The 372-nt window shown below is 33.9% G+C and carries 1 pseudogene; it reads left to right on the top strand.

Annotated features, from left to right (window positions below):
* Positions 1-182, top strand: a pseudogene (locus tag LQ686_RS13980) (alcohol dehydrogenase); the annotation flags it as partial.
* Positions 183-372: the final 190 nt, after the last annotated feature.

Here is a 372-nt window from a genome sequence, read left to right as displayed (position 1 = left end):
CATTTGCAGGTTCAGCAATTGGTGGTATAAGAGAAACACAAGAAATGTTAGACTTCTGTTCAGAACATAACATTAGACCACAAATCGAACTGATTTCAGCAGATCAAATAGACGAAGCATATGAAAGAGTCTTATCATCAAACATTAAATATCGTTTTGTCATAGATACAAGTACAATGTAATAACGTATAAAACTGTCCATATGATAGGCACTTTTTTGATTCACCAAACAAAAAATTCCCTGCTAACGATAACGTTAACAGGGGATGATTTATTGATTTACTTTAAGATTCAACGACGTCTTCCATTTGGGCTTCGAATTCATCTAGTAATGCGCGTACTTCATCTGTTGTTTCTGTACTCATTAATTGA

This window comes from Mammaliicoccus sp. J-M41 (assembly GCF_022385935.1).
Taxonomy (GTDB): Bacteria; Bacillota; Bacilli; order Staphylococcales; family Staphylococcaceae; genus Mammaliicoccus; species Mammaliicoccus sciuri_A.
The sequence above is the reverse complement of the archived record's forward strand: the minus strand, read 5'-3'. Positions and strand labels throughout refer to the sequence as shown.